The 17,965-nt window shown below is 68.5% G+C and carries 20 protein-coding genes; 17 read left to right on the top strand and 3 right to left on the bottom strand.

The window, feature by feature from the left end; all coding sequences use genetic code 11:
* Window position 1 precedes the first annotated feature (1 nt).
* From ACE2AC_RS02805 to ACE2AC_RS02745, 13 genes are all read left to right on the top strand, one after another.
* Window positions 2–703, top strand: a complete 702-nt coding sequence (locus ACE2AC_RS02805) for an endonuclease/exonuclease/phosphatase family protein (RefSeq protein WP_375690613.1) — start codon at window positions 2–4, stop codon at window positions 701–703.
* 92 nt (window positions 704–795) lie between these two features.
* On the top strand, window positions 796–2,058 hold the full coding sequence (locus ACE2AC_RS02800) for a cation:proton antiporter (RefSeq protein ID WP_375690612.1): 1,263 nt from the start codon (window positions 796–798) through the stop codon (window positions 2,056–2,058).
* Window positions 2,055–2,576 (top strand): DUF1697 domain-containing protein, encoded by a 522-nt coding sequence (locus ACE2AC_RS02795; RefSeq protein WP_375690611.1) that lies wholly within the window; start codon window positions 2,055–2,057, stop codon window positions 2,574–2,576. The genes ACE2AC_RS02800 and ACE2AC_RS02795 overlap by 4 nt, the downstream gene beginning before the upstream one ends.
* A 104-nt stretch (window positions 2,577–2,680) precedes the next feature.
* Window positions 2,681–3,568, top strand: a complete 888-nt coding sequence (locus ACE2AC_RS02790; protein ID WP_375690610.1) for a DMT family transporter — start codon at window positions 2,681–2,683, stop codon at window positions 3,566–3,568.
* A gap of 51 nt (window positions 3,569–3,619) precedes the next feature.
* Window positions 3,620–4,540 (top strand): DMT family transporter, encoded by a 921-nt coding sequence (locus ACE2AC_RS02785; RefSeq protein WP_375690609.1) that lies wholly within the window; start codon window positions 3,620–3,622, stop codon window positions 4,538–4,540.
* A 50-nt stretch (window positions 4,541–4,590) separates the two neighbouring features.
* Window positions 4,591–5,448 carry an ATPase gene (locus tag ACE2AC_RS02780; RefSeq protein ID WP_375690608.1) on the top strand — a complete coding sequence of 286 codons (858 nt, stop codon included), beginning with the start codon at window positions 4,591–4,593 and terminating at the stop codon, window positions 5,446–5,448.
* A 46-nt stretch (window positions 5,449–5,494) separates the two neighbouring features.
* Window positions 5,495–6,418, top strand: a complete 924-nt coding sequence (gene metA / locus ACE2AC_RS02775) for a homoserine O-succinyltransferase (protein ID WP_375690607.1) — start codon at window positions 5,495–5,497, stop codon at window positions 6,416–6,418.
* The gene (locus ACE2AC_RS02770; protein WP_375690606.1) at window positions 6,411–7,352 is read left to right on the top strand and encodes an alpha/beta fold hydrolase; all 942 of its coding nucleotides are present in this window, start codon (window positions 6,411–6,413) and stop codon (window positions 7,350–7,352) included. The genes metA and ACE2AC_RS02770 overlap by 8 nt, the downstream gene beginning before the upstream one ends.
* Before the next feature lie 41 nt (window positions 7,353–7,393).
* Entirely contained in the window at window positions 7,394–8,263 is an 870-nt protein-coding gene (gene ppk2 / locus ACE2AC_RS02765) for a polyphosphate kinase 2 (protein ID WP_375690605.1), read from the top strand.
* Window positions 8,256–8,876: a TetR/AcrR family transcriptional regulator gene (locus ACE2AC_RS02760; RefSeq protein WP_375690604.1), complete on the top strand. Its 621-nt coding sequence runs from the start codon at window positions 8,256–8,258 to the stop codon at window positions 8,874–8,876. The genes ppk2 and ACE2AC_RS02760 overlap by 8 nt, the downstream gene beginning before the upstream one ends.
* A 71-nt stretch (window positions 8,877–8,947) precedes the next feature.
* The gene (locus ACE2AC_RS02755; protein WP_375690603.1) at window positions 8,948–10,525 is read left to right on the top strand and encodes a methyl-accepting chemotaxis protein; all 1,578 of its coding nucleotides are present in this window, start codon (window positions 8,948–8,950) and stop codon (window positions 10,523–10,525) included.
* Window positions 10,526–10,604: 79 nt separating this feature from the next.
* Window positions 10,605–10,910, top strand: coding sequence for a hypothetical protein (locus ACE2AC_RS02750; protein WP_375690602.1), 306 nt, complete (start codon window positions 10,605–10,607; stop codon window positions 10,908–10,910).
* Window positions 10,907–12,652: a methyl-accepting chemotaxis protein gene (locus ACE2AC_RS02745; RefSeq protein ID WP_375690601.1), complete on the top strand. Its 1,746-nt coding sequence runs from the start codon at window positions 10,907–10,909 to the stop codon at window positions 12,650–12,652. The genes ACE2AC_RS02750 and ACE2AC_RS02745 overlap by 4 nt, the downstream gene beginning before the upstream one ends.
* A 117-nt stretch (window positions 12,653–12,769) precedes the next feature.
* On the opposite strand, the gene rpsI is transcribed toward ACE2AC_RS02745, so the two are convergent.
* Both rpsI and rplM read right to left on the bottom strand, forming a co-directional pair.
* Window positions 12,770–13,255: a 30S ribosomal protein S9 gene (gene rpsI, locus ACE2AC_RS02740; RefSeq protein ID WP_375690600.1), complete on the bottom strand. Its 486-nt coding sequence runs from the start codon at window positions 13,253–13,255 to the stop codon at window positions 12,770–12,772.
* Window positions 13,255–13,719, bottom strand: a complete 465-nt coding sequence (gene rplM / locus ACE2AC_RS02735; protein ID WP_375690599.1) for a 50S ribosomal protein L13 — start codon at window positions 13,717–13,719, stop codon at window positions 13,255–13,257. Before rplM ends, rpsI begins: the two co-directional genes overlap by 1 nt.
* Before the next feature lie 347 nt (window positions 13,720–14,066).
* Here rplM and ACE2AC_RS02730 point away from each other — a divergent pair, with 347 nt between their 5' ends.
* Complete coding sequence (locus ACE2AC_RS02730) at window positions 14,067–14,666, top strand: hypothetical protein (protein ID WP_375690598.1); 600 nt, start codon at window positions 14,067–14,069, stop codon at window positions 14,664–14,666.
* Window positions 14,667–14,701: 35 nt separating this feature from the next.
* Here ACE2AC_RS02730 and ACE2AC_RS02725 read toward each other — a convergent pair whose 3' ends face one another.
* Window positions 14,702–15,121, bottom strand: a complete 420-nt coding sequence (locus ACE2AC_RS02725) for a PaaI family thioesterase (RefSeq protein ID WP_375690597.1) — start codon at window positions 15,119–15,121, stop codon at window positions 14,702–14,704.
* 56 nt (window positions 15,122–15,177) lie between these two features.
* Here ACE2AC_RS02725 and ACE2AC_RS02720 point away from each other — a divergent pair, with 56 nt between their 5' ends.
* The 3 genes from ACE2AC_RS02720 to ACE2AC_RS02710 all read left to right on the top strand — a co-directional run bounded on the left by ACE2AC_RS02720 (window position 15,178) and on the right by ACE2AC_RS02710 (window position 17,920).
* Window positions 15,178–15,963, top strand: a complete 786-nt coding sequence (locus ACE2AC_RS02720) for an enoyl-CoA hydratase (RefSeq protein WP_375690596.1) — start codon at window positions 15,178–15,180, stop codon at window positions 15,961–15,963.
* Window positions 15,964–16,312: 349 nt separating this feature from the next.
* The gene (gene trmFO / locus ACE2AC_RS02715) at window positions 16,313–17,671 is read left to right on the top strand and encodes a methylenetetrahydrofolate--tRNA-(uracil(54)-C(5))-methyltransferase (FADH(2)-oxidizing) TrmFO (protein WP_375690595.1); all 1,359 of its coding nucleotides are present in this window, start codon (window positions 16,313–16,315) and stop codon (window positions 17,669–17,671) included.
* Window positions 17,672–17,725: 54 nt separating this feature from the next.
* The gene (locus ACE2AC_RS02710) at window positions 17,726–17,920 is read left to right on the top strand and encodes a hypothetical protein (RefSeq protein ID WP_375690594.1); all 195 of its coding nucleotides are present in this window, start codon (window positions 17,726–17,728) and stop codon (window positions 17,918–17,920) included.
* The last annotated feature ends 45 nt before the right edge of the window (window positions 17,921–17,965 follow it).

Below are 17,965 nucleotides of genomic sequence, written 5' to 3'. Positions count from 1 at the left end.
CATGACATCAGATAAACTCCGCGTCGCAACCTACAACCTCCAGAAATGCGTCGGGCTCGATCTTCAGCGTCGGCCCGACAGGTCGCTGACGGTGATCGACGGGATCGCCGCCGACCTCGTGGTGCTGCAGGAGGCCGACAAGCGGGTGCCGCCGCGTCCCGCCGCCCTGCCCCATGACATGGCGGAATCGCAGGGCTGGCAGATCGTCGACATGGGCCACCCGGCCGGATCGCTGGGCTGGCACGGCAACGCGGTGCTCTATCGCAACGGGATCGAGGTGACGGACACCGGCCGGATCGAGCTGCCGGGGCTGGAGCCGCGCGGCGCGATCCGGGTGGACCTCGACACCGCCATCGGCCCGCTGCGCGTGGTGGGCACGCACCTGGCGCTGCTGCGGCGGTTCCGGCTGATGCAGCTGGGGGCGATCCGCCGGGCGCTGGCCAAGCTCGACCCGGTGCCGACGGTGATCGCGGGGGACTTCAACGAATGGGGCGACGCGCAGGCGCTGCAGGGGCAGCTCGGGCCCTACCGGATCCTCGCCTCCTTCCCGTCCTATCCCGCGCCGCGGCCGATCGCGGCACTCGACCGGTTCGCCATCGGGCCGGGGCTGACGGCGACCAAGCCGCGCCCGGTGCTGGGCCAGCCCGCGCGCATCGCCTCGGACCACCTGCCGGTCTGGACCGACCTGACGCTCGACCGCTGATCGGGCGGTGATCGGGCGCCCGGCGGCTTGCCCTTGGCGGTGATCTTCGGCCAAGGTGGCCGCGACCCGGCGTGGCGAAGGGCCCTACCCCGATGACCATCCTGCAGATCGCATCCCTGCTGATCGTGCTCGCCGCGGTGTTCGGCACGGTGAACTACTTTGTCCTCAAGCTGCCCGCGACCATCGGCATCCTTGTCGTGGCGCTCTTTGCCTCGGTCGCGGTGCTGCTAATCGACCGGCTGTTCCCGGCCTCGTCCATGGCCGAGGAGATCCGGTCCGTCGTGGTCGGCATCGACTTCACCGACGCGTTCCTCGACGGGATGCTGGGGCTCCTCCTCTTTGCGGGCGCGCTGCACGTCAAGGTCAGCGACCTTCGGCAGCAATGGTCGGCGGTGTTCCTGATGGCGACGATGGGTGTGGCGCTGTCGACTGCGGTGGTGGGCTTCGGCTTTGCCTGGGTCGCGGGGGTGCCGCTGGCGGTGGCGCTGGTCTTCGGCGCGCTGATCTCGCCCACCGACCCGGTCGCGGTGCTGGGCGTCCTGCGCGAGGCCAAGCTGAGCACCTCGCTCGAAACCCAGATCGCGGGCGAGAGCCTCTTCAACGACGGTGTCGGCTACGTCGTCTACCTGATCCTCGTCAGCATCGCCTTTCCGGTCGCCGCGGGTGGAGAGGCCGGACATGGGGAAAGCACGCTGGCCTCGGCCGCGCTCCTCTTCCTGCGCGAGGCGGGCGGCGGGCTGGTTCTGGGCCTCGTGCTGGGCTGGCTGGTGTTCCGGGTGATGCGGCGGATCAACGACCCCTCTCTCGAGGTGCTGATAACGCTGGGGCTGGCCTTTGGCGGCTACGAGCTGGCGGTGGCGCTTGGCGTGTCGGCCCCGATCATGGCGGTCTGCGCAGGGCTTCTGATCGGCGACGTCGGCGCCCGCCACGGGATGAGCGAGGCGACGCGCGACTACGTCTCGACCTTCTGGACGCTGGTGGACGAGATCCTGAACGCGATCCTCTTCCTGCTGATCGGGGTCGAGGTCTTTGCCATCACCTTCGACGGCGACTACGTCTCGGCCGTGCTCTTCGCGATCCCGCTGGCACTGCTCGCGCGGCTGGTGTCGGTCTGGGTGCCGGTGACATTGCTGCGGCCGATCCGCAGCTTCGACCGGGGCACGGTGCCGATCATGACATGGGGCGGGCTGAAGGGCGGCGTCTCGGTCGCGCTGGCGCTCGGCCTGCCGCCCAGCGAATGGCGTTCGCTCATCCTTGCCGCGACCTACGGCGTGGTGATCTTTTCCATCATCGTGCAGGGGCTGACGGTGGGCCGGCTGGCACGGCACGTCGGGCGGGAGCCGGAGCTGGTATGAGGTGGATCGTCCTTCTGCGCGCGGTGAATGTCGGCGGGACGGGCAAGCTGCCGATGGCCGAGCTGCGCAAGGCGCTGGCGGCGGCGGGGGCCGAGGATGTGGCGACCTACATCCAGTCGGGCAACGTGGTCATGTCGCTGGACGAGGACGACCCGCGCCGGGTGGAGGCGATGGTGGCGCAGGTGATCGAGGACAACTTTGGCTTCCGGCCCGGTGTCATGGCCTTCACCGCCGCGGATTTCGACGCGGCCCTCGGCGCCCTGCCGGCCGAACCCGAGTACGGGCGGCACCTGCACCTGATGTTCTTCACCGACACGCCGGATCCGGAAGTCGCGGCGAAACTGGCGGGCCATTGCACCGGTGGTGAGACGGTCGTGCTGGGCGAACGCTGCCTCTACCTGCACGCGCCGGCGGGGTTCGGGACCTCGAAGCTGGGCGGCCGGGTGGAAAGGGCGCTTGGCGTCGCCGCGACCGGGCGGAACCTGAACTCGGTCCGGAAGATCCGCGCGATGGTGTGACCGTGCGGGGCGCCACCACACCCGCGCACCACCCGGCAGCCCGCCCCTTTCCCCTTGCCCTTCCCCGCGCCAACGGGCACAGCCTGCACCCGAGGGAGAGCCGAATGACCACGACCACCACCACTCCGCAGGCGCGATCCGACACCACCCGTGCGGTGCTCTGGATGACCGGGGCGGTTGTCTCGTTCATCTCGATGGCGCTGGCCGGGCGCGCGGTCAGCGTGGAGCTCGACACATTCGAGATCATGCTCTTCCGCAGCCTCGTCGGGCTGGTCGTGATGAGCGTCATCATCACCGCCCGCGCCCGCTGGTCCGAGATCTCGACCCGCCGGATGGGCCTGCACGGCGTGCGGAACCTGTGCCATTTCACCGGCCAGAACCTGTGGTTCTACGCGATCACCGTGATCCCGCTGACACAGGTCTTCGCGCTGGAATTCACCTCGCCGCTCTGGGTGCTGGTGCTGTCGCCGCTGATCCTGGGCGAGAGGCTGACGCCGGTGCGCGGGCTCTCGGCGCTGATCGGCTTTGTCGGCATCCTGATCGTCACCCGCCCGGGCACCGCGCCGCTTTCGGCAGGGCTGGTCTGTGCCGCGCTGGCCGCCGTCTGCTTTGCCGCGACCAACGTGCTGACTCGGCGGCTGACCCGCGACGTGAGCGTGATGAACATCCTCTTCTGGCTGACCGCGCTGCAGGCCATCTTTGGCGTGATGTGCGCCGGTGCCGACCTCGACATCGCGCTCCCCTCGGCCGAGGCGCTGCCGCTGATCGTGCTGATCGGCGCGGCCGGGCTGATGGCGCATTTCTGCCTGACCTCGGCGCTGCGGCTGGCCCCCGCGACGGTGGTGATGCCGGTCGATTTCGCCCGCCTGCCGCTGGCCGCGATCATCGGGGCGCTGATTTACCACGAGCCGCTGGACCCCTACGTCCTGCTGGGCGCGGCGGTGATCTTCGGCGGCAACTACCTGAACATCTGGAACGAGACACGTGCGTGATTGCACAAGGATCGGATTGCGGGTCGCCCGGAAAAGGCGCCTGATGCGGTGATGCAGCAAAAGACCATCTCGACCGCGGCTTGGGGCCAGCTTCTTCTCCTCGGGTTCATCTGGGGCGGGTCGTTCATCGCCATCCAGACCGCCGTGCGCGAGGTGGGCCCCTTCACCTCGGTGCTGCACCGGACCTTCTGGGCGGCGCTGCTGCTCTGGGTCGTGGTGCTGGCCTTGCGGCTCAGGATGCCGCGCGATGCGCGGACCTGGGGCGCCTTCGCGGTGCAGGGCGGGCTCAACAACGTGATTCCCTTCACCCTGCTGGCCTTTGGCACCCAGCACCTCGAGACCGGGCTGGTGTCGATCTTCAACGCCGCCACCGCCGTTTTCGGCGTGCTGATCGCGGCCATCGTCTTTGCCGACGAAAAGCTCACCCTGCGCAAGGGCGTCGGGGTCGGCATCGGCTTTGCCGGCGTGGTGGTCGCCATGGGCCTGTCGAACCTGCAGCAGCTCGACCTGCGGTCGCTCGCGCAGCTGGCCTGCATCGGCGCGGCCTTCTGCTATGGCTGCGCCGGGTCCTGGGCACGGGCGCGCCTGGGGCACCTCGAGCCGCGGGTGGCCGCCACGGGCATGCTGACGACCGCCGCGCTGATGATGATCCCGCTGACCCTGTGGTTCGAGGGACCGGTGCGGTTCGACCTAATGCCGGTGACCTGGGGCGCGATCGGATACTACTCGATCATCGCCACCGGCGGCGCCTTCCTGCTCTACTACTCGATCCTGGCCAAGGCGGGCGCGGGCAACCTGATGCTGGTGACGCTGCTGGTCGCCCCGATCGCCATCCTGATCGGCGCCGTCGTGCTGGGCGAGGCGCTGCATCCGCGTCACTACGCGGGCTTCGCCCTGCTGGCCTGCGGGCTTGCGGTGCTCGACGGACGCATCCTCTCCCTGCTCACGCCGCGCCGCCGCAATAGGGTTTGACCGCCCCGGCGCGCGCGTCTAACACCGGCGCGGCTGAGGAAGGACCGGCGATGATCTACGAGACGGCGCAAGACTGGCGCGCGGCGCCGCACAAGCGGGTGATGCTGTTCGGCATGTCCGGGCTGGGCAAGACCCACGTGTCGACCCTGCTGCGCGACAGCGGCGACTGGTTCCACTACTCGGTCGATTACCGCATCGGCACCCGGTACATGGGCGAACACATCGCCGACAACGCCAAGGCGCATGCCATGAAGGTGCCGTTCCTGCGGGACCTGCTGATGTCGGATTCGATCTTCATCGGATCGAACATCACCTTCCACAACCTCGCGCCGCTCTCGACCTACCTCGGCAAACCCGGCGATCCGGACAAGGGCGGTCTGCCCTTCGAGGACTACATGGTCCGGCAGGAGCAGCACCGCGCGGCCGAGATCGCGGCGATGCGCGACACGGCGCATTTCGCCGAGCGCTCGGTCCGGCTCTACGGCTATCCGCATTTCGTCTGCGACACCTCGGGCTCGATCTGCGAGATCACCGATCCCGCGGATCCGGACGATCCGCTGCTGGCCGAGATCGCCGAGACCGCGCTGCTGGTCTGGATCAAGGGCGACGAGGCCCACACCGAAGAGCTGATCCGTCGCTTCGACCGCGCGCCCAAGCCGATGTACTACCAACCCGCATTCCTGCACGATGCATGGGCAGCTTACTTCGAGGAAACCGGCGATGCGCCGGACAGGGTCGACCCCGACGCCTTCGTGCGCTGGACCTATGCCAAGGCGCTGGCCCATCGTCGTCCCCGGTACGAGGCGCTGGCCCGCCGCGGGGTGACCGTGACGGCCGATGCCGTGGCCGCCGTCCGCACGGCGGCCGATTTCGAAGAGCTGATCGCCGCCGCCCTTGAGGCGCGCTGAGCGGTTCCTATCTTCGCCGAACGAAAACTGACCCAAGAGGCCCGAAATGCCGATCAAGATCCCGTCCGACCTGCCCGCCTACGACGTGCTCACGCGCGAGGGCGTCATGGTCATGGACGAGGACCAGGCGGCACGTCAGGACATCCGCGCGTTGCGCATCGGGCTGCTGAACCTGATGCCCAAGAAGATCCAGACCGAGATCCAGTTCTCGCGCCTGATCGGGGCGACGCCGTTGCAGATCGAGCTGTCGCTGATCCGGATGAGCGATCACCAGACCCGCAACACCGCCGCCGAGCACATGGAGGAGTTCTATCGCCCCTTCGAAGAGGTCGAGGCCTCGGGCGAGAAGTTCGACGGCTTCATCATCACCGGCGCCCCGATCGAGCACCTGGAGTTCCAGGATGTCACCTATTGGCAGGAGCTGACCCGCGTCTTCGACTGGACGCAGAGCCACGTGCATTCGACCTTCGGCGTCTGCTGGGGTGGCATGGCGATGATCAACTACCTCAACGGCGTGCCCAAGCACCTGCTGGAAGCCAAGCTCTTCGGGGTCTACCCGCTCAAGAACCTCGACCGCGCCTCGCCCTACCTGCGCGGCTTCTCGGACGCCTGCACCATCCCGGTGTCACGCTGGACCGAGATCCGGCAGGGCGACGTGGACGCGGTGCCGGGGCTCAGGACGCTGCTGGCGGACGCCGTCACCGGCCCCTGCCTGGTCGAGGATGCGGCGCACCGCGCGCTCTACATCTTCAACCACTTCGAATACGACAGCGACACGCTCAAGCAGGAGTATGACCGCGACGTGGCCGAGGGCGCTGCGATCGACGTGCCGGTGAACTACTACCCCAGGAACGATCCGACCCAGCCGCCGACCAACCGCTGGCGGAGCCACGCGCACCTGCTCTATGGCAACTGGATCAACCAGATCTACCAGACCACGCCCTACGACATGGACGAGATCGGTGGTTAAGGTCGTCCTCGCGCTCCTCGTCCTGCTGGCGCTGGCGACCTGGTGGCGGTCCGGCGCGCGGCGGGCCGAGGCCGAGGAAAGCCATCCCCGGCAGGGCCAGTTCGTCACCGTCGACGGCCACCCGGTGCATTACCTGCAGACCGGCAGCGGGCCGGACGTGGTGCTGATCCACGGCGCCTCGGGCAACCTGCGCGACATGACCTTCGACTTCGCCGAACGGCTGGCCGCGGACTACCGGGTGACGATGTTCGACCGCCCGGGCCTCGGCTACACCCCGCCGCTGGCCACGCGCGGCGTCAGCGTCATGGACCAGGCTGACCTGCTGCACGGCGCGGCACGCAGCCTCGGGATCGCGCGGCCAGTCGTGGTGGGCCAGAGCTTCGGCGGCGCGGTCGCTATGGCCTGGGCCGTGCGCCACCCCGAGGACACCGCCGCGATCGTCTCGCTCGCCGGGGCCACCCATCCGTGGGAGGGCGATATCGAGGTGCTGCACCGGGTCGTGTCGACCCCCGTGCTGGGGCCGGCGTTGACGTGGCTGATCTCGGCCTGGGTGCCCAAGGCCTATGTCCGCGGACAGGTCGACGGCGTCTTCACCCCGCAGCCCGCCCCCGAAGGCTATGCCGACTACATCGGCCTGGGCCTCGTCACCCGGCCCGAGACGCTGCTGGCCAATTCCCGCCAGCGCGACACCCTCAAGGAAGAGCTGCTGGAACTGCGCCAGTTCTACCCCGACCTCGAGATGCCGGTGGAGGTGGTGCATGGCACCGCCGACGACATCGTCGGCCTCAAGGTCCATGCCGAGGCGATGCTGCGCGACGTGCCGCAGGCCAACCTCACCCGGCTGGAGGGGATCGGGCACATGCCGCACCACGTCGCCCCCGAGGCGGTCGAGGCGGCCATCGGCCAGGCCGCCCAACGGGCCGGATTGCGCTAGGGCCCGCCCGCCTCCATATTGAGGCAAAAGAGGAATTCCCGATGGACCTGCCTTTCGACGGTGCGATCAGCAAATACTACGAGGACGAGGCGCCAAAGGAGATCCGGAACGCGATCAAGCGGGCCGACAAGGACGACCTGATCTGCCCGAACTACCCGTATTCCGAGCGGATGAACAAGAAGGCCTATACCAAGGAGCTCGAAGCGCTCCAGGTCGAGCTGGTCAAGCTGCAGCACTGGGTCAAGGAAACCGGCGCCCGTGTCGTGATCGTGTTCGAAGGCCGGGACGCATCTGGAAAAGGCGGCACGATCAAGCGCTTCCGCGAGTATCTTAATCCACGCGGCGCGCGCGTGGTCGCGCTGCCGAAACCGACGGACGTGGAAGCCGGCCAGTGGTATTTCCAGCGCTACACCGACCATCTGCCGACCAAGGGCGAGATCGTGTTCTTCGACCGGTCCTGGTACAACCGCGGCGTGGTGGAGCATGTCTTCGAGTTCTGCAGCAACGACGAACGCGAGAGCTTCTTTCGCCAAGTCCCTGAATTCGAAAAGCTTCTTGTCGATGACGGCATCATGCTCTTCAAGTTCTGGCTGAACGTGAGCCGGCAGGAGCAGCTGCGCCGCTTCATCGACCGCGAACAGGACCCGCTGAAGCAGTGGAAACTGTCATGGATCGACGTCGAGGGTCTGAAACGCTGGCACGCCTATTCCGCCGCGATCATCGAGACGCTCGAGCGCACCCACACCAAGGCCGCGCCCTGGAGCGTGATCCGGTCTGACGACAAGCGTCGGGCCCGGTTGGCCGCGTTGAGGCAGGTCCTGCACCACGTTGATTACGCACGGAAATCCGAAAAGGCCATCGGTCCGCTCGACCCCCTGATCGCGGGCGGGCCGGATATCTGGGATGCCTAAGAAGCGCGGCTATCATCACGGCAACCTCCGGCAGGCGCTGGTCGACGCGGCCCTCGAACTTATCGAGGAAAAGGGCCCGACCGGCTTCACCCTGTCCGAGGCCGCCAAGCAGGCCGGCGTCACGCCCGCCGCGGTCTATCGCCATTTCGAGGGGCGCGAGGACCTGATCGCCGAGGCCGCCCGCCAGGGCTACGAGATCTTCGGCGACGTGATCGACTATGCCTACCAGAAGGGCCAGCCCTCGGCCCTCGCGGCCTTCGAGGCGACCGGGCGCGCCTATCTCGCCTTTGCCCGACGTTATCCCGGCCATTACATCGCGATGTTCGAAAGCGGCATCTCGGTCAACCGCACGCCGGAGCTTGCCGCCGCCTCGCGCCGGGCCTGGGCAGTGCTGGAACGCGCGGCAAACGACCTGTCGCAGCACATCCCCGAGGACAAGCGCCCGCCGGCCTCTATGTTCTCTGCCCACATCTGGGCGATGTGCCACGGCGTGGTCGAACTGTTTGCCCGCAACTCTCCCGGCACGCAGAGCCCGTTCCCGGCCGAGGACCTGCTGGAAAGCGGGATCGGCGTCTACCTCCGCGGCCTCGGCCTCGTCGCGCCCGACCAGTGACCTGCGCCGGTTAGGCGACTGGTAGGGAATTTGTGCGACCCCTCGCGCGGTGTCAGCGTGGGAGGTTGCCGATGACCGGTCCCCTGGATGAATTCGAAGACTTGCGCGACCGGGCCTGCCGGTTGCTCGGCCTGCTGGCGGTCGCGATGGCCCTGCCGGTGACGGTCGCCGGATGGCTTGGCGGTCACCTGATGCTGGCCGGGATCGGGGCACTGGTCTTTGGCGGCGCGGGGCTCCTGGCGATCGGGATGCGCGGCGATGCCGGGCGGCTCACGGTGGCGCTGGCGCTGACGGGGCAATGCATCGCACTGAACGCCGCCCTCTCCGGCACGGCGCTGCAGATCGACAGCCACATGGTGTATTTCGCCGTGCTCGCCACGCTGGTGATGATGACCGACCTGACCGCCCTGTTGGCCGCCGCCGGGGCCATCGCGCTGCACCACCTGACGCTGACCTTCCTGATGCCCGCGCTGGTCTATCCCTCGACCGACCTCGTCTTCAACATCGGCCGCACCGCCTTTCACGCGGTGATCGTCGTGCTGGAAGCGGCTGCTCTAACGATCACCATCCGGACCCGGATGCGCCTGAACCGCGAGGCCGAGGCGCGCGAGGCCCGGCTGGCCGAGGAAATGCGCCGCACCGAAGAGATGCAGGCCCGCCACGCCGCCGAGGCGCAGGAGGCGGTGGACCTGCTGGGACGCAAGTTCGACCGCCTGTCGCAGGGCGACCTGACCGTGCGGATCACCGAGGCGCTGCCCGACAGCTACGGCGGCCTGACCGCGAGCTTCAACACCACCGCCGCGCAGATGGCCGACACCCTGCGCGGGGTGCGCGACGAAAGCTTCTCGATCCAGGGCCAGTCGCGCGAGATCGCGCAGGCCGCCACCGACCTCGCGACCCGGACCGAACGGCAGGCCGGCACGCTGTCGACGCTCGCCCATTCGCTGGGCGACCTGACCGGGCTGGTGCGCGAGGTGGCGGGCGACGCCAACAGCGCCCGCGGCCAGTCCGAGGTTGCCCGCGACAAGGCGCATCACGGCGGAGAGGTCATGGCCCGGGCGCTGAGCGCGATGGACGCGATCGAGACCTCGGCGGCCGAGGTCCGCAAGGTCGTCGGCGTGATCGAGGATATCGCGGTGCAGACCAACCTGCTGGCCCTGAACGCCGGCGTCGAGGCCGCCCGCGCGGGCGAGGCCGGGCGCGGCTTTGCCGTGGTCGCGACCGAGGTCCGCGCATTGGCGCAGCGGGCCGCCGACGCGGTGCGCGACATCGACATGCTGATCGCCGAAAGCGGCGCGCAGGTCGGCAACGGGGTCGAGCTGGTCAAGCGCACCGGCACGGCGCTGGACGAGATCAAGGGCGCGGTCGAGGACGTGGCCCGCGGCATGGCCACCATCGCAGGGTCGAGCCAGAAGCAGACCGAAGGGCTGGAGCAGGTCACCCGCGCGATCTCGGACCTGGACCAGGTGACGCAGCAGAACGCCGCCATGTTCGAAGAGACGATGGCGGCCAACACGGTGCTGTCGGGCAAGGCGGTCGACCTCGCCCACCGGGTCGACCGGTTCCGCGTCGATCCCGCCACCGGCCCGACCGGCTGGGAGGACGAGATGCCCGCCCCCGCCGCCGCGCCCGAAAAGCGCCGGGCGTGACGAAAGGCCGGGCCGGGCCACCCGCGACAACCGCTTCTCAACCTTTTTGCCGCAAGCCCGTGGGAAACGGAGTCCCGCCATGCAGTTCCTCCTCCCCGCCCTGATCATGCTGCTCTGCCTCGCTCTTGCGCCGGCGGCGGTGCTCTCCTCCACCGCGCCCGACACCGGGCCGTGGCTGGTGGTCGTGCCGCCCTGGGTGGACGGTGAGGCGGTGCTGGCCCGCGCCGGGGCCCGGCCCATCGGCCCGCTGCGCGCGCCGCTCGGCCTGATCGCCGATGGGCCGCCGGGCACCGGGGCGCGGCTGCACGCGATGGGGGCCTGGGCCGTGCTCGACGCGCGGCGGATCGCGGCCCTCTGCGGCCGGAACGGGGATTTCGGCGCATGAACGATTTCGAACGCACCCGCGCGCAGGCCACCCGGCTGATCGCCCTGATCGCGATGCTGATGGCGCCCTGCGTCGCCGTCGCGGGCTGGCTGGTCGGCAGCAACGTGGCCTTTGCGCTCGGCGGCAGCCTGCTCTTCGCGCTGATCGGTGCTGCCTCCCTCAGGATGGCGCCGCGGATGGCCCGGATGATCGCTGCGCTCGCCCTGACGGGTGAGGCCATCGTGCTGAACGGGGCCCTGGTGGGCCACCCGATGCAGATCGACATGCACATGGTCTACTTCGCCGTTCTGGCGGCGCTGGTGATGATGTCGGGGCTGCGCCCGCTCTACCTGGCGGCGCTGACCATCGCGGCGCATCACCTGACCCTGACCTTCGTCATGCCGCAACTAGTCTTTCCCTCGACCGACCTCGGCTTCAACATCGGCCGCACGGCGTTTCACGCGGGGATCGTCGTGCTGGAAACCGCGGCGCTGGCCTTTGCGGTGATGGTCCGGCTCAAGCTCAACACCGCCGGCCATGCCCAGACCGCGGCGCTGGCCCAGTCGGCGGCCGAGACCCGCGCCGCGCTCGACCAGGCCAAGGCCGAACAGGCCCGTGCGGAAACCGCCCTGCGCGAGGCAGAGGCGGCCAAGCACGCCGCCGAAACCGCGCAGCGCGAGGCCGAGGAGGCCCGCCACCGGGCCGAGGCCGCGGCCGACGCCGCCCGCGCCGCCGAGGCCGAGACGGTGCGCCAGCAGGAACGCCACGCGACCGAGGCGGCGCAGGCCATCGCCCTCCTCGAGGCCAAGTTCGCCGCCCTGGCCGAGGGCGATTTCGCCACCCGCATAACCGAACCGCTGCCCGGCACCTACGCCGTCATGGCCGAGGGCTTCAACGATGCCGCGCGGCGCATGGCCAGCGCCCTGCGTGAGGTCCGGGACGAGACCGAGGCGATCCGCGGCCAGTCGGCCGAGATCGCGCAATCGACCGGCGACCTGGCCAGCCGGTCCGAACGGCAATCGGCCACCCTGTCGGGCCTGTCGGGATCGCTGAGCGAACTGACCGGCCGCCTGGGCGAGATCGCGCGCGACGCCGGGCGCTTCCGCGCCCAGACCGAGGACGCCCGCGACAAGGCCCAGCAGGGTGGCGAGATCATGGGCGAGACGGTGACCGCGATGGACGCGATCGAGTCCTCTTCGGCCGAGGTGCGCAAGATCATCTCGGTCATCGATTCGATCGCGTTCCAGACCAACCTGCTGGCGCTGAACGCAGGCGTCGAGGCCGCTCGCGCCGGAGAGGCCGGGCGCGGCTTTGCCGTGGTCGCGACCGAGGTGCGCGCGCTGGCCGCCCGGTCATCTGAGGCCGCGCGCGAGATCGACGGGCTGATCAATTCGAGCGGCGCGCAGATCGCCGCCGGCGTCCACCTGGTGAAACGCACGGGCGAGGCGCTGGAGGACATCCGCAGCTCGGTCGAGGAGATCGCCACCGGCATCGGCACCATTGCGGAGGCGAGCGAGCACCAGTCCCGCGGCCTCGACGAGGTCAGTGGCGCGATCGGAGAACTGGACCAGGTCGCACAGCACAATGCCGCGATGCTGGAAGAGGCGCTTGGCGCGAACAAGTCGCTGTCGGAAACCGCCGATCACCTCTCGGGGCTGGTGGGGCAGTTCCGGCTGGGCGGCGAGGACACCGTGGGCGATCGGGACTGGCGGAGTACTGACGGCCCCGCGGCCGAAGACCGCAAGGCGCGCCGCAGCGCCTGAGACCTGCGCCGGGGCCGCGCGGGTCGGGGCGCCGCCCGGCGCGGGACCGCATCGGGCCGCGCCAAAAGGAAAGGGCCGCCCCGCGGGACGGCCCTTTGCCAAACTGGTTGAAACGGATCAGCGTTTCGAGAACTGGAAGCTCCGGCGGGCCTTGGCCTTACCGTATTTCTTCCGTTCCACGACGCGGCTGTCGCGGGTCAGGAAGCCGGCAGCCTTCAGCGGCGCGCGCAGCGACGGATCATAGAGCTGCAGCGCTTTCGAGATGCCGTGCTTGACCGCACCGGCCTGGCCCGAGAGGCCACCGCCCGCGACGGTCGCGTAGACGTCGAATTCACCTTCGACACCGGCAACCGAGAACGGCTGGCGCAGGATCATCTGCAGCACGGGACGGGCAAAGTACTTGTCCATTTCCTTGCCGTTCACGGTGACCTTGCCGGAGCCCGGCTTGATCCAGACGCGGGCGACCGCGTCCTTCCGCTTGCCGGTCGCGTAGGAACGGCCCAGCTCGTCACGAACCGGCTCGCGCGCGGCTTCGACGTCGGCAACGACGGTTTCGGACACGGCGCCCTTGAGCTCTTCGAGCGAATTGATCTGGTCGGTCATCATGCGCTCCGGGTGTTCTTGGCGTTCATGGATTTCACGTCGAGCACTTCGGGCGCCTGCGCCTCGTGCGGATGCTCGGCGCCGGCATAGACGCGCAGGTTGGTCATCTGCTTGCGGCTCAGACGGTTGCCCGGGAGCATCCGCTTGACGGCCATGGTGACCAGACGCTCGGGGTGTGCACCCTCAAGGATCTGACCCGCCGAGCGCGACTTGATGCCGCCCGGGTAGCCGGTGTGCCAGTAGTGGTTCTTGTCGGTGCGCTTCTTGCCCGTGAGCTGGACCTTGTCAGCGTTGATCACGATGACATTGTCGCCCATGTCCATGTGGGGCGTGAAGGACGGCTTGTGCTTGCCGCGCAGCCGCATGGCAACGATCGACGCAAGACGGCCCAGCACGACGCCCTCGGCGTCGATGATGATCCATTTCTTGTCGATGTCTGCCGGGGTAGCGGTAAAGGTTTTCATGTCGCTTCCTGAGACGTGGAATTCGGATTGCGGTGTTCTAAGCATTTCGGAAGGCCAGTCAAGCGCACACTGCCGGAATAAATACAGCGATTCCAGTTGCTTGCAAAATAGGTACCAAAATACCCCACTAAATGGGCACCCCGGTGCCCGCCTCCTGCCTCGTCCGCCGCGCCGCGGGCCGCGGCCGCAACCTCGCCCGGCCGTTTCCCGAACCGCCGCGCCCACGGGCGCCGCGCCGGAAAAACGCCGAATAAACAGGCGCTAAGCCCCCGCGGACCGCGTCGTGGATTGCCGACGTAACAGAAGCGTGACACATCCGCGAGAGGGACACTCAAGGGGAAAACTGAATGCGTGCTCTGTACCTCCTCGCCGCCTGCGGCGGGGTTCTGTTCGCGAGCCCGGCGCTCGCGCAAGGTGTTGAACTTTCCTACGGCGCGGCCGCCAACCTGGGCGTGTCGGACGGCGACACCTCCTTCACCGTCGAGGGCGAGGTCACCGCGTCCTACAACGGCTTCTTTGCAGGCATCTGGGCCGAAACCGTCGACGGCGGCACCTACGACCTCGATATCGAGCTGTCGGCAGGTTACGCCTTCGCGCTCGGCACCGCCGAGATCGGCCTGACCTACACCGCCTACTTCACCGACGACGACTATGACACCCAGTCGATCGAACTGGGCGTGGGCGTTCCGGTCAGCGACATGATCACCCTCGGCTCCGCCGCCTCCTACGACATCGACAACGAAGTCTGGGACCTCTCGGTCGGGTTCGAGGCGACGCCGATCGACAAGGTGACCATCGCCGCCCTGATCGGCGACGACGGCACCGGCACCTACTGGGAGGCCGGCGCCTCCTACGCGCTGACCGACTCGGCCTTTGTCGGCCTGCTTTATGAGGACAGCGACTACGACGTCGAAACCGTGACGTTCAGCATCGGTTTCGCGTTCTGACGCTGCGGTCCGCCGTCCCTCGGCGGCGGACCGTTCTACCGTTCGGGCGGGATCGAATAGGTCATCGTCGCCCGCGCCACCGGCGCCGGATCGCCCTGCGAGAACATCATCACGTCCCCGACCGCCAGCACGCGCCCCAGCTTGAGCAGCCGGCATTCCGCGACAAGGTCGACCCCCGCCTTCGGCTTGCGCATGAAATCGAGCGAGCAGCTCGTCGTCACCGCCAGCGCCTTGGGCCCGATCATCGCCAGCAGGTTCAGGTAGACCGCCACGTCGGCCAGCGCGAACATCGTCGGCCCCGACACCGTGCCGCCCGGCCGCAGATGCTTGTCGTTGACCGGCAGGCGCACCGTGATCTCCATCGGCGCAACCCGGTCGACCACGTAGCCGCGGGCCTGCGCGAACTCCCTCTCGATGAAGTCGTGCAGCGCCGCGATGTCCATCTGAACTGTCATTCTTTTCCTCCCTGACGTCCCGGCCTAGAGTTCCGCCAAAGGATGGGAGGCACAAGATGGCAATTCTGGAACGTCACGACACCGGCGCGGTCGCGCATCTGCACATGAACGCGCCCGAGCGGCTGAACGCGCTGTCCGATGCCATGCTGGCCGAGCTGCAGGCGGCGCTGGACGCGCTGCGTGAGGATCGCGCGATCCGGGCGGTGATCCTGTCGGGGGCGGGCAAGGCGTTCTGCGCCGGTCACGACCTGAAGGAGATGCAGGCCGGCCGGCAGGCCGAGGACGGCGGCGCGGCCTATTTCGCCGACCTCTTCGCCCGCTGCGCCGCGGTGATGCGGGCAATCCGCACCCTGCCCCAGCCCGTCATCGCGCAGGTCCACGGCATCGCCACCGCCGCAGGCTGCCAACTGGTGGCGACCTGCGACATGGCCGTCGCGGCCGAAGGCACGCGGTTCGGCGTGAACGGGGTGAACATCGGCCTCTTCTGCTCGACCCCCATGGTCGCGCTCAGCCGCAACATTCCCCGCAAGACCGCGTTCGAGATGCTGACCACCGGCACGTTCGTCGACACGGCCCGCGCCGAGGAGCTGGGCCTGATCAACCGGGCCGTTCCGGCCGAGGCGCTCGGCGCCGAAACGATGGCGCTGGCAGAGCTTGTCGCCTCGAAGCTTTCGACCGCCGTGAGAATCGGCAAGGAGGCGTTCTATGCCCAGGCCGAGCTGGACGTCGACGCGGCCTACGAGCTGACCGGCCGGGTGATGGTGGAAAACATGCTCGACCGGGACACCAACGAGGGGATTTCCGCGTTCCTGGAAAAGCGCGACCCCGACTGGCGGCAATAATCCGCGCATCACGGGCGCGTGATAACGGGGCGCCGCCACGATCTTGCCACGATGTTTCCGGGGCACTTCAACGAGGTGCCCCGCCCGGACGGCCCGATCCGGGGCCGTAGAGTGGTTTCGCCACCTTTCCGCCATATTTGCCGAATCTCCCGGATAGGCGCATGTGGTTGGGTGACGCGGACATCCGACGGTGGGTCACCGCTGAAACGCCTCCCTCCCGGCCGCTCTCTCTGGCCGACAGCGACGCATTCGGTGACCCACGGGCCGGCCCACCCTTCCCCGGGCCGCACCGTTCGTCCGCTGACACGCCGCCCTTTCCAAACCGCCCCCGATCCCCTAGATCGCCGCCATGGACAAAACTCTTCATATCGTCGGCGGCGGCATGGCCGGGAGCGAGGCCGCCTGGCAGGCAGCCGAGATGGGCGTCAGCGTCGTCATCCACGAGATGCGGCCGCAGGTCGGCACCTTTGCGCACAAGACCGGCAACCTGGCCGAGATGGTGTGTTCCAACTCCTTCCGGTCGGACGATGACGAACAGAACGCCGTCGGCCTTTTGCACTGGGAGATGCGGCAGGCGCAGGGGCTGATCATGGCGATGGCGGACAAGCACCGCCTGCCCGCCGGCGGCGCGTTGGCCGTGGACCGCGACACCTTTTCCGAAGAGATCACCGCGCGGCTGACCGCGCATCCCCGGATCACCGTCGAGGCCGGCGAGATTGCCGAACTGCCCGCCGAGGGCAGCTGGATTTTCGCCACCGGCCCGCTGACCTCCGCCGGGCTGGGCGCCGCGATCCAGGCCGAAACCGGCGCCGAACGGCTGGCCTTCTTCGACGCGATCGCGCCCATCGTCTATGCCGAGAGCATCGACATGGACGTGGTCTGGGCCCAGAGCCGATATGACAAGGGCGAGACCGAGGAGGAACAGAAGGCCTACCTCAACTGCCCGATGACCAAGCCGCAGTACGAGGCCTTCATCGACGCGCTGCTGGCCGCCGACAAGACCGAGTTCCACGAAGGCGAGACCGCTGGCTACTTCGACGGCTGCCTGCCGATCGAGGTGATGGCCGAACGCGGGCGCGAGACCCTGCGCCACGGTCCGATGAAACCCGTTGGCCTGACCAATGCGCACCGCCCCGAGGAAAAGGCCTATGCCGTGGTGCAGCTGCGCCGGGACAACGCGCTTGGCACGCTTTTCAACATCGTCGGCTTCCAGACCAAGATGAAGTACGGCGCCCAGACCGAGGTCTTCCGCATGATCCCGGGGCTGGAGAACGCGAGCTTCGCGCGCCTCGGCGGGATCCACCGCAACACCTTCATCAACTCGCCCACGCTGCTCGACGACCAGATGCGCCTGCGGTCGCGTCCCAACATCAGGTTCGCCGGCCAAGTCACTGGCGTCGAAGGATATGTCGAAAGCTCGGCCATGGGCCTTCTGGCCGGCCGCATGGCCGCGGCCGAGCTGCTGGGCCTCGACCTGCCGCCGGTGCCGCAGGACACCGCCATGGGCGCGCTGATCCACCACATCACCGGCGGGGCCGAGGCCAAGACCTTCCAGCCGATGAACGTGAACTTCGGCCTCTTCCGCCCGCTCGAGGACGTGCGCGGCGGACGCCGGGGTCGCAAGGACCGCTACAAGGGCTACACCGACCGCGCCAAGGCGGCCTGGACCGCCTGGCTGCAGGGCCAGCCCGTGCCGGAACTTGCCTGAGGGGCCAGGCGTTCCCATATCTTTCGGGAACGTCTTGGAAAGGACCTCGCTTCGATGCTGTACCTGCTTGCCCTCCTGCTGCCGCCGCTGGCCATCCTGCTGGCCGGGCGTCCGATCCTGGGCATCGTGATCTTCTTCATCTGGCTGCCGGCGATCCTGCTGTCTGGCGGCCTTGGCCACCCGATCTTCATCCTGCTGGCCTGGCTGATCATCCACGAACGCAGCACGCGCTGGCTCAGCCGCGACTGACCGGCCCGAAACGCGACGCGATGCGGCGCGCGGCGACGCGCTGCA

It is taken from the genome of Pseudooceanicola sp. LIPI14-2-Ac024 (assembly GCF_042188925.1).
Taxonomy (GTDB): Bacteria; Pseudomonadota; Alphaproteobacteria; order Rhodobacterales; family Rhodobacteraceae; genus Pseudooceanicola.
This window is presented reverse-complemented; position numbering and strand designations above follow the sequence as displayed.

Excerpts from the sequence above, each read along its gene's own strand:
- ACE2AC_RS02805 (WP_375690613.1), top strand. The coding sequence starts at position 2 with ATGACATCAGATAAACTCCGCGTCGCAACCTACAACCTCCAGAAATGC.
- ACE2AC_RS02800 (WP_375690612.1), top strand. The coding sequence starts at position 796 with ATGACCATCCTGCAGATCGCATCCCTGCTGATCGTGCTCGCCGCGGTG.
- ACE2AC_RS02795 (WP_375690611.1), top strand. The coding sequence starts at position 2,055 with ATGAGGTGGATCGTCCTTCTGCGCGCGGTGAATGTCGGCGGGACGGGC.
- ACE2AC_RS02790 (WP_375690610.1), top strand. The coding sequence starts at position 2,681 with ATGACCACGACCACCACCACTCCGCAGGCGCGATCCGACACCACCCGT.
- ACE2AC_RS02785 (WP_375690609.1), top strand. The coding sequence starts at position 3,620 with ATGCAGCAAAAGACCATCTCGACCGCGGCTTGGGGCCAGCTTCTTCTC.
- ACE2AC_RS02780 (WP_375690608.1), top strand. The coding sequence starts at position 4,591 with ATGATCTACGAGACGGCGCAAGACTGGCGCGCGGCGCCGCACAAGCGG.
- metA (WP_375690607.1), top strand. The coding sequence starts at position 5,495 with ATGCCGATCAAGATCCCGTCCGACCTGCCCGCCTACGACGTGCTCACG.
- ppk2 (WP_375690605.1), top strand. The coding sequence starts at position 7,394 with ATGGACCTGCCTTTCGACGGTGCGATCAGCAAATACTACGAGGACGAG.
- ACE2AC_RS02760 (WP_375690604.1), top strand. The coding sequence starts at position 8,256 with ATGCCTAAGAAGCGCGGCTATCATCACGGCAACCTCCGGCAGGCGCTG.
- ACE2AC_RS02755 (WP_375690603.1), top strand. The coding sequence starts at position 8,948 with ATGACCGGTCCCCTGGATGAATTCGAAGACTTGCGCGACCGGGCCTGC.
- ACE2AC_RS02750 (WP_375690602.1), top strand. The coding sequence starts at position 10,605 with ATGCAGTTCCTCCTCCCCGCCCTGATCATGCTGCTCTGCCTCGCTCTT.
- ACE2AC_RS02745 (WP_375690601.1), top strand. The coding sequence starts at position 10,907 with ATGAACGATTTCGAACGCACCCGCGCGCAGGCCACCCGGCTGATCGCC.
- rpsI (WP_375690600.1), bottom strand. The coding sequence starts at position 13,255 with ATGACCGACCAGATCAATTCGCTCGAAGAGCTCAAGGGCGCCGTGTCC.
- rplM (WP_375690599.1), bottom strand. The coding sequence starts at position 13,719 with ATGAAAACCTTTACCGCTACCCCGGCAGACATCGACAAGAAATGGATC.
- ACE2AC_RS02730 (WP_375690598.1), top strand. The coding sequence starts at position 14,067 with ATGCGTGCTCTGTACCTCCTCGCCGCCTGCGGCGGGGTTCTGTTCGCG.
- ACE2AC_RS02725 (WP_375690597.1), bottom strand. The coding sequence starts at position 15,121 with ATGACAGTTCAGATGGACATCGCGGCGCTGCACGACTTCATCGAGAGG.
- ACE2AC_RS02720 (WP_375690596.1), top strand. The coding sequence starts at position 15,178 with ATGGCAATTCTGGAACGTCACGACACCGGCGCGGTCGCGCATCTGCAC.
- trmFO (WP_375690595.1), top strand. The coding sequence starts at position 16,313 with ATGGACAAAACTCTTCATATCGTCGGCGGCGGCATGGCCGGGAGCGAG.
- ACE2AC_RS02710 (WP_375690594.1), top strand. The coding sequence starts at position 17,726 with ATGCTGTACCTGCTTGCCCTCCTGCTGCCGCCGCTGGCCATCCTGCTG.